Below are 8,597 nucleotides of genomic sequence, written 5' to 3'. Positions count from 1 at the left end.
GTGGTCCTCCGTTCCCTAAACATAACGGTGGTCCAGTTCAGTTGGGGAGGCTCAGAAATCCGGCGGTTTCAGAACGGCAACGCGCATCTGATTTTTGATCCCGAGACATTGCGGGATATCAACCTGGCCCTTGCCGAGTTCTACGGCGACACATTGCCCGACAGCCCCGAGGCGGCGGCCAGGCCGCGCCCCGGTACCGACGTTGCCAAGGATCTGGCCTATTACCCCACGCCAGAGGCGGTCATCGATCAGGTTCTGGCGCGGCTGTCGCTCGACGGCACGCCGCTGGTGCTGGAACCCTCCTGCGGGTGCGGCCGCATCATGCAGGCGATCCGCAAGAAAAACCCTGAGGCGCGGATTACCGGCGTGGAGTATCACGGCGAGCGCACCAAGGAGGCGCGGGCGAAGGGGTTTCGGGTCCATCACGCGAACTTTCTGGATACGGCGCCCAACCCGGTTTTTGACTTTGTGATTATGAACCCACCCTTCAATGGTCGCCACTGGCGGAAACATCTGGATCACGCACGCAAGTTCCTGAAACCGCATCCCGAGGGGCGGCGCTGGGGTGGCGGCACCCTGGTCTGTATTCTGCCCGCATCAGCACTCTACGACGGCCATTTGTCCGATCTGGGGCTGTCATCGGCCAGAGACAGCGGTTGGTATGATCTGCCGGTGGCCAGCTTTGCCGAGAGCGGCACCAACATTCCGACGGGGTTTGCAATCGTGGGGCCAGCCTGACGCGAGCACCGGCCTGCCCTCGGAAAAGGGCGGGCCGGTGCCCAAATCTGCCGGCGTTGCCCCTTTGGTGTCCCGGCCGAGCGGGGCAGGGTGTCCATAGGCGCTAACTTAAGGGATTCCCAAATCACTCTTGTTCTGATTCAGAAGGGGCATGACTGATTTCTTCCCCGAGTTTGAAGATTGGGGCGGGTTCGTTTCCGCTCTTGGTGATGTCGTTGACCTTGAGGCGACAGCTCGGGAAACCGGTGCCTTCCATCGCAGCCGGAAGGTAGGGGATGTTCAGTCCCTTTTACGGCTTGCCATGCTTTATGGACCCTGTGGCTTTTCGCTGCGCTCCACGTCGGCTTGGGCAGCGTCCACCGAGATCGCGGATTTGTCAGATGTTGGCGTTTTGAAGCGGCTACGCCGGAGCGCCGACTGGCTGGAAACAATATGCCAAAGGCTTTTGGCCGAAAAGATCGATGTTCCTTCCCATGATCGCCCGGTTGTCTCATTGGTTGACGGAACAACGATAACGGGGCCCGGGAAGAACGGTCAGGAGTGGCGATTGCACTGCCGTTACGAAGCGTCGGGCGAGTTCCAGGCGATTGAGATTACTGACAAGCATTGTGGTGAAAGCTATAAGCACTTTCCGGTTCAGGCTGGGGATATTGTCGTTGGCGATCGCGCTTATGCAAGGCCGTCTGGGTTGGAGCACATTCTGGATAGCGGTGCCGACTTCATTGTCCGCTCGGGCTGGCGCGCGTTTTCACTATCGTCACCAAATGGCGATACGTTCAGCTTGCTGGGCGCATTGGGGACGCTTGCGCCCGAGCAAACTGCTGAAATTCCCGTCGCCATCCGGACCAACGGGCGTTTATTGCCCGTTCGATTGATACTTCGTGCCAAGTCTGAGGAGGCCAAAGCAGCTGAAGTCAATCGTGTTAAGCACAAACAGCACCGGAATCGTCGGGTTGGCGACCCACGCAGTATTAAGGCTGCAGGGTTTATCATTATTGTGACATCGCTTGATGCAACTGTATGTGATGCCGACGAGGTTTTGGCGCTTTACCGCACCCGTTGGCAAATCGAACTGGCCTTCAAGCGCTTGAAGTCGCTCATACCTATTGATCGTCTGCCAGCAAAGGACACCAGTCTGGCGAAAGCCTGGTTGTACAGCCACCTGATATTTGCCCTGTTGATCGATACCTTGTCCAGCAATGCGCTGGACTCTCCCCCCTGTGGAACAGGCTGCCAAGCAACGTAGCCCTTCAATTTGGAGGGTTCAGCGCTTGCTGATTGAAGCGGTCAAGCGGATCTTGTTGGGCCGACCGCAACACGGCAAGGGACAGCGCGTTGCCTACAGGCTGTTTGATCCGCCCAGACAAAGAACCTATCAGCTGATGCCCACGGTTAATCCGCCCTGAAGATCCACTCACTTCTTGCAGGTAGGCGTCGCCAATTCGGTCATTCGTGCTCTGATATCTGTTCCAATCCGAAACCGCACCTTCGCTGCAGCCTGGTCAGACCATAGAGACGCGGACGAAGTGAGATTTCGCTGCGGCAACTCCAATGACTGCTTTTGTAAAGCAAATCGGGAGCGGTCGAATTCGCCGGCGGCAAGAACGTGAGAGCCTTAGCGCTCTTTTTACTCAAGGCCTAGCTTCGCCGCCGCGCGAGTTCGCGATAAAGCGCCTCACGAGATACACTGAGAAAGCGTGCCAAGTCTTGTATCTGCCCTTTTGGCGGCAGGTTGTTGCTTTCTCCCAACCACGCGTCCAGTCGCTCGGCCACAGTCTTGAGCGACCTAATCTCGGATTGCATGCGCGCCTTTTGTAGCTCACGGGCCAACAGAGTTGCCCATGTTTGCGCTGCGTCTGGGGAACCATGAAGCCTTTCTCGGAACTCCGAAACCGGAAGCGATCTTACCCGCGACCACGAATTGGTCACACCGTCGCAATGATAATGGTTCGAATACGCTGACGCTTCGGCAAGCACTTTGCCCGGATGAACGCGCGCCAAAATCATTTGTGTGCCGCCTTTCGTAAAGCGCACAAGGTCGATCTCGCCTTCGGTGACGAGATACATCAATCGCACGTGATCACCTGTTTGAAAGACAGTCTGCTTGGCCTCAAGCGACACTATCCGGCCTGTTTCGAAGAGTTCTGATATTACGTTCAACATGATTGTAATCATATGGGTCAAATGCTCCCAATGCTACGGAATATCCGACCCGTTCTTGCGAGAGGAATGCAAAATGCCCGTGCAACCAATGAAATCCCTGACTTTGGTGATCGCGTTTCTACCACTTGCTGCCTTCGGACAGGATCACGGAAATGGGGGAAATAACGCCCCATATGCAGGCTTGGAGACGCGCGCGATCAAAAGCCTCTCAGAACAGGACATCGAAGAGCTAAGACGCGGGGGCGGCTGGGGCCTTGCCCTACCGGCCGAATTGAATGGCCGACCGGGCCCTGCGCATCTTCTTGAGCTTCAGGAAGAGTTGGGCCTTTCAGCGGATCAAGTGAAAGCATTCTCTGCGATCTATGAGGAGATGCGCACGACCGCCATCGCTGCGGGCGAACGATTCATTTCTGCAGAGGCAGCTTTGAGCGACGCGTTCGCCGGTTCCGACCTTTCCGAAGAGACGCTTCACGACCTGCTCGCCAAGGCCGCCGAGGCACGTGCCGAGTTGCGGTTCATCCACCTCGCTCGGCATCTGTCCACGCCCGAGCTACTCAGCGATGCCCAAATCCAGAGATACAATGTCTTGCGTGGGTATTCGGAGGGTTCCTGTGCAAGTGTACCGGAAGGACATGATCCGGACATGTGGCGCCGTCATAGCGGATGTGACTAAGCCGACATGGCGTATCTGCTGCGGGCTCAGCTTCAAGGGCATTGAGAGCGACTAAGGTCGTTTCTGATGAACCTTGAGCTGAAGGAGGACCGGCTATGAAACGCTATGTGGGTTTGGATGTATCACAGGACGCGTGCGCGATGTGCATCCTTGAAGAAGACGGAGCGTGTGTTTTTGAGGGGGTATGCCCGACCGATCCCGATGCGATTTTGCAAGCGATCTCTGATCATGCGGGTGCGGTGGAAAGGATCGTCCATGAGTCCGGGCCATTGTCGATCTGGCTGTCGCGGGAACTGGCTGTGCGCGGCGCGCCCGTCGTCTGCATTGACGCGCGGGCGGCGAACAAAGCGCTTTCGGCGCGTATGAACAAGTCAGATCGGTCCGACGCTGAAGCCCTCGCGCAGCTGGCTCGCGCCGGTTGGTATCGCGAAGTTCACATCAAGAGCGAAGACAGCGACAGATTGCGTCTGCTCTTGTCGGCCCGCGACCGGCTGATCCGCATTCGCATGGATATCGAAGGCCAGACGCGCGGTATTCTGAAGACCTTCGGCATCCGTCTTGGGCCGGTGCGCGCGGGTCGGAGCCGTCGGAGCTTCCGAGACCAGTTGGAGGAGATCGTCTCGGGTGATCCGATCCTCGAGGCGGTCTTTGCCTGCCTGATCGCAACGCACAAGATCGTCTGTATCGAGGCGACGAAGCTCGACGCAGAGATCCAGGCCAACGCCAAGCAAAGTGCGTTGGCACGGCGGCTGACAACTGTGCCGGGGGTCGGCCCGATAATCGCGCTTTCATTCATCGCCACCATCGACGACCCAGCCCGCTTCCGGCGGGCCGTAGATGTCGGGGCCTATCTGGGCCTGACACCGCGGCGATACCAATCCGGTAAGACTGACTGGTCCGGCCGGATCTCCAAACGCGGCGACAGTGCGATGCGCAAGCTGCTTTACGAGGCGGCCAACATCCTGATCCAGCGTGTCACGCGCTTCTCGCCGCTGAAATCCTGGGCGATGCGGTTGGTGCAGCGAAAGGGCCTGAAAAAGGCAACAGTCGCGACGGCCAGAAAACTTGCCGTGATCCTGACCCGCCTCTGGCGGGATGGCACAACGTTTGCCTGGACCAAGGAGGAGTTGCCCGCATGAGTTGAGAAACAAAGTTCCGCAACACTGCGGATCCAGGTCCCATCGGGACGGAGGCAGAATGACCTCGCTGTCGAATGTTGACGCGCCAACTCAGCGACCTCGCAGCCGACCAATGGAGGCATTCAGTCACCGACGCCATTATGGGGCGGCAAGGCCGACCCCGGAGAGAACCATGAGCCCGATGTGACCCAAATTCGCCCTTGAAATCGAAACCGCAGATAGAGAACATTCGTGCAAGGTGCAGCATCCCGTAGTAATGGGATGTACCGGCTGCTTCACCCGGCAGTTTAGGCTTTGCCAATTTCTGCAAATCAGGAGAAGCAGTCATGAAATGCAAAAGCCCAGAAGATATCGCAGTCATTGGCGTGGATATCGGCAAGGAAACCTTTCACCTCGTTGGGTTTGATCACGCGGGTGAGCGCGTTTTACGCAAAAAGATTAAGCGGTTGGCGTTGAAGCCGACGTTCGAGAAGTTTCCACGCTGCGTCATTGGCATGGAAGCATGCATGAGCGCGCAATTTGTCAGCCGAATGCTGCGAAGGCTCGGTTTTGAGCCTCGGATTATCCCGGCGATCTACGTGAAGCCTTTCAACAAGGGACAAAAGAACGATTACAACGATGCGGAGGCAATCGCAGAGGCGGCGATGAGGCCGAACTTGCGTACGGTCACAGAGAAGAGCCAGGAGCAGTTGGACCTACAGGCGCTGCATCGCGTGCGTTCCAGGCTGGTGGCCCGCCGCACCGCCACGATCAATCAGATCCGGGCGTTCCTGATTGAGCAAGGCATCACTGTGCGGTCAGGACGGCATGCATTGCAGAGCTCGTTTGAGGCGATCCTCGAAAACCGGCGCGATGAAATCTCCTCACGTATGCGCGCGATCCTGATGGGTCTCTATGGCGATTGGCTTTGGGTCGATGAGCGGATCAAGGCAATCTCGTCTGAGATCGAGGAGATCAGCCGATCGGAGGAGAACAGCGCCAACATCATGACCATTCCTGGGATCGGCCCGCTTATCTCGACGGCCATCGTTGCCGCTATTGGCAAGGGTGAGGTGTTTGACAGAGGTCGGGACTTTGCAGCTTGGGTGGGCCTGGTGCCGCGCCAGTTCAGCACCGGCGGGAGGACTATCCTTGGTCGGATCAGCAAACGCGGCAACGGCTATCTAAGGATATTGCTGGTGCAAGCCGCCAATGTCATTCTGATGCGCCCACATCGTTGGGACAGCTTGGGATTCGGCCCATGGCTGCGAGGCGTCGTCGCACGCATGTCGCACAATAAGGCTGCGGTCGCGTTGGCCAACAAACTTGCCCGCACCGCCTGGAGCGTTCTGCGCTACGGATCGAAGTACGAGGCTGAGAGAGACGAGGCTTTGGCCGCGATCTAGCGGCCAAGACCCCACGGAGTTCGCGAAGGAGAACAGTATGGAACGGAGAAACTACGCCCCCAGAATCTGAGAGCCCAAATGGTCGTCACCGATCTGGTTAGTAATGAGATCAAGGCGCGTGCGTAACCCACAATGGCCACGGCCCGCGAGCCGATAAAGAGGCCGAATACATATGAGCGACCACCGCAAGCCATGCCATAATCTCAGTTGCGAACAGCAGCCGGTACATACATTGGGCTCAGACCAGCCCAATGCTCGCGCGGCAATGCCGTTGCAACGGGCTGATCGAGACCGGTCATAGGAGGGGCGGGCCAAGTCTTTGATCTTGTATCACGTCTCTCAATGCGCGGTCGTTCGCAAATCAGGGGCCGCCGTTCGCACTTCGGGCGGCGAAATCTGACTGCGAGCCCGGTTCTACCGAATGCTGCGCGCTACACGAATGACAGCTTCGAAGGAGCGCTGGGATTTCGAGCAACCCGTCGCGCAGCGTTTGGGCGGCATCCTTCTGATTGGACTAGGTATCAACCCGTCGCCACCCGCAACTAGCTGAGCAAGTGTGATCGAAGGTGTTGACAACACGTTGGAAAATTGATCTCTGGCCTCATGCAAACCGTAATCGCCCACTCCAAAAAGCTGAAGAAACTCTCCTTCTTGGGGGGAGTGATAGACTACGGCCGCTAAAATCTACGGAAGTATTCAAACTCAACCCCGCCGACGGCGACGGGGTTTCTGCGTTTGCCTTCGGTCTTATGAAACTGGAGACAAACATGACCTCGCAAAACCTCAACCTCAGAGGACTTTGGCTTCCTATCGTGACACCGTTCCTCAATGGTGCCGTCGATCTCGCGTCTCTCCGAAGACTCATTCGCCATTATCGCACCCAACCCATTGACGGCTTTGTCCTTGCGGGGACCACGGGAGAAGCACTGACGCTCAGCTTTGCCGAAATCGCTGATGTTGTGCATTCCTGTGCGGATGAACAGCGAGAAATCGGAACGCCAATTCCCGTCTTGCTTGGGATCGGCGGAAGCAACACTCGCGCAGTTATCGAACACATTTCACAGACAAGGGACTGGCCCATAGATGGGTATTTAGTGAGCTGCCCTGCCTATTCGCGCCCATCCCAGATCGGTCTTTTGTCGCACTTTGAGGCCATGGCCGATGCAACCGAACGCCCGTTGATCATATACAACATTCCCTATCGAACCGGAGTAAACCTGTCGAACGACACCCTCCTTCGTCTTGCTGAGCGGGATAACGTCATCGGGATCAAAGACTGCTGCGCTGACGCCGAGCAAACGCTGAACTTATTGAAGCTGCGACCTCAGAATTTCTCTGTGATGACAGGTGAGGATTTGGCCTACCACGCTGCTCTTGCAGCGGGCGCTGATGGTGCAATCCTCTCCGCAGCCCATGTGATGACGCAGGAGTTCGCAAAGATACAAACGGACCTGTCCAACGGGCGCGTGCATGAGGCGCAAACCGGTTGGTACGATCTTTATGACATCGCCAAATTGCTCTTCTCAGAGCCAAGCCCTGGCGCTGTGAAGCATTGGCTCTGGCGAAGTGGTCTCATTGAAAGCCGGGAACTACGACTGCCGATGACGACGATTAGTGATGCATTGGCCGAAAAGATCAACATGCAGGCAATGGCATAACGTATGCTCTTCTGGCTGAGCAGAACAAAGTAAATGTGCTCGGCCAATTCAATTTCGGGTAGAGCTACCGTTCAAATATATGAGATCAAGGTCGAGTTTGTCCCGCGATCTGTGAGTCGCCAGCGTGAGCTTCGCTGCGCCCGACACGAATGGCAGCAACCGCTCAAAGGGCGCAGAAACTACCTCATGCCCGCATTTAATCTCTTAAGTTAGCGCCTATGGGCAGGGGGCCCCGATCGACCAGGACCGTGCGCTGCCCGCGCGGGGGCCGCTGGCGCGGCCAGGGCGAGGAGCCCGTGCCCTTGTACGGGCTCAGGCTAGCTGTAGGCAGATCTAGGGCATCAACCTGCAATTGCGGCGCGATGTGTGGTACGATAGGCCCAAATTTATTGATCCAAGAGTATTTCAAGAATGGATGCGACCACGCTCCTTGCGTATCTCTCGGAAAATTGGACATGGGCACTTGGCCTGGGGTTTTCGATGTTCGGCCTCACCATCTACGCCGGGCTGCTCAATCCTGCGCGCAAGGAAGAACTGGCCCTTTGGCTGATGGGCGCCCAGACCGAAGAGGGGTGGTCCAGGAGCTTCATATCCTTGTTCGATGCCGTCTTTGGCAGCAATCATTTCTCCATCCGGTGCTTCGTGAGATCGACAATTGCAACGCTGATCGCCGTGATAGTGATCTGGTTGCTCATGGGCAGTGTCGATGTGATTGGAGTGCGAATGCAGTCTGAGTTGGCGTTGGGATCCGTGCTGGTGACCGGTCTGGCGATCAACGTGATTGCCGATTACGTCTCATTGCTGGAAACGCGCTGGCTGCTCGGAAACATGCCACGAAACA

General features: G+C 57.1%; 8 protein-coding genes. 7 read left to right on the top strand and 1 reads right to left on the bottom strand.

Annotated elements, in window-relative coordinates; genetic code table 11:
• Window positions 1-738 (top strand): DUF6094 domain-containing protein (locus tag GOX53_RS28190; RefSeq protein WP_171182203.1); only part of this gene is annotated, 738 nt, incomplete at its 5' end.
• Between the two features lie 151 nt (window positions 739-889).
• Window positions 890-1,984, top strand: a complete 1,095-nt coding sequence (locus tag GOX53_RS28185; RefSeq protein ID WP_171182202.1) for a transposase — start codon at window positions 890-892, stop codon at window positions 1,982-1,984.
• Between the two features lie 392 nt (window positions 1,985-2,376).
• Here GOX53_RS28185 and GOX53_RS28180 read toward each other — a convergent pair whose 3' ends face one another.
• A complete protein-coding gene (locus tag GOX53_RS28180; protein ID WP_171182201.1) occupies window positions 2,377-2,901 on the bottom strand; it encodes a Crp/Fnr family transcriptional regulator in 525 nt (174 codons plus the stop codon).
• Between the two features lie 88 nt (window positions 2,902-2,989).
• Here GOX53_RS28180 and GOX53_RS28175 point away from each other — a divergent pair, with 88 nt between their 5' ends.
• The 5 genes from GOX53_RS28175 to GOX53_RS28155 all read left to right on the top strand — a co-directional run.
• Window positions 2,990-3,574, top strand: a complete 585-nt coding sequence (locus tag GOX53_RS28175) for a hypothetical protein (protein WP_171182200.1) — start codon at window positions 2,990-2,992, stop codon at window positions 3,572-3,574.
• A 95-nt stretch (window positions 3,575-3,669) separates the two neighbouring features.
• Complete coding sequence (locus GOX53_RS28170; RefSeq protein ID WP_171182199.1) at window positions 3,670-4,713, top strand: IS110 family transposase; 1,044 nt, start codon at window positions 3,670-3,672, stop codon at window positions 4,711-4,713.
• 326 nt (window positions 4,714-5,039) lie between these two features.
• Window positions 5,040-6,098 (top strand): IS110 family transposase, encoded by a 1,059-nt coding sequence (locus GOX53_RS28165; RefSeq protein WP_171182198.1) that lies wholly within the window; start codon window positions 5,040-5,042, stop codon window positions 6,096-6,098.
• Window positions 6,099-6,865: 767 nt separating this feature from the next.
• Entirely contained in the window at window positions 6,866-7,756 is an 891-nt protein-coding gene (dapA, locus tag GOX53_RS28160; RefSeq protein WP_171182197.1) for a 4-hydroxy-tetrahydrodipicolinate synthase, read from the top strand.
• A gap of 411 nt (window positions 7,757-8,167) precedes the next feature.
• Window positions 8,168-8,597: hypothetical protein (locus GOX53_RS28155; protein ID WP_171182196.1), on the top strand; the 430-nt coding region annotated here is incomplete at its 3' end.

It is taken from the genome of Ruegeria sp. HKCCD8929, assembly GCF_013031405.1.
Classification (GTDB): Bacteria; Pseudomonadota; Alphaproteobacteria; order Rhodobacterales; family Rhodobacteraceae; genus Ruegeria.
This window is presented reverse-complemented; position numbering and strand designations above follow the sequence as displayed.

Excerpts from the sequence above, each read along its gene's own strand:
- GOX53_RS28165 (WP_171182198.1), top strand. The coding sequence starts at position 5,040 with ATGAAATGCAAAAGCCCAGAAGATATCGCAGTCATTGGCGTGGATATC.
- GOX53_RS28175 (WP_171182200.1), top strand. The coding sequence starts at position 2,990 with ATGAAATCCCTGACTTTGGTGATCGCGTTTCTACCACTTGCTGCCTTC.
- GOX53_RS28170 (WP_171182199.1), top strand. The coding sequence starts at position 3,670 with ATGAAACGCTATGTGGGTTTGGATGTATCACAGGACGCGTGCGCGATG.
- GOX53_RS28185 (WP_171182202.1), top strand. The coding sequence starts at position 890 with ATGACTGATTTCTTCCCCGAGTTTGAAGATTGGGGCGGGTTCGTTTCC.
- GOX53_RS28180 (WP_171182201.1), bottom strand. The coding sequence starts at position 2,901 with ATGTTGAACGTAATATCAGAACTCTTCGAAACAGGCCGGATAGTGTCG.
- dapA (WP_171182197.1), top strand. The coding sequence starts at position 6,866 with ATGACCTCGCAAAACCTCAACCTCAGAGGACTTTGGCTTCCTATCGTG.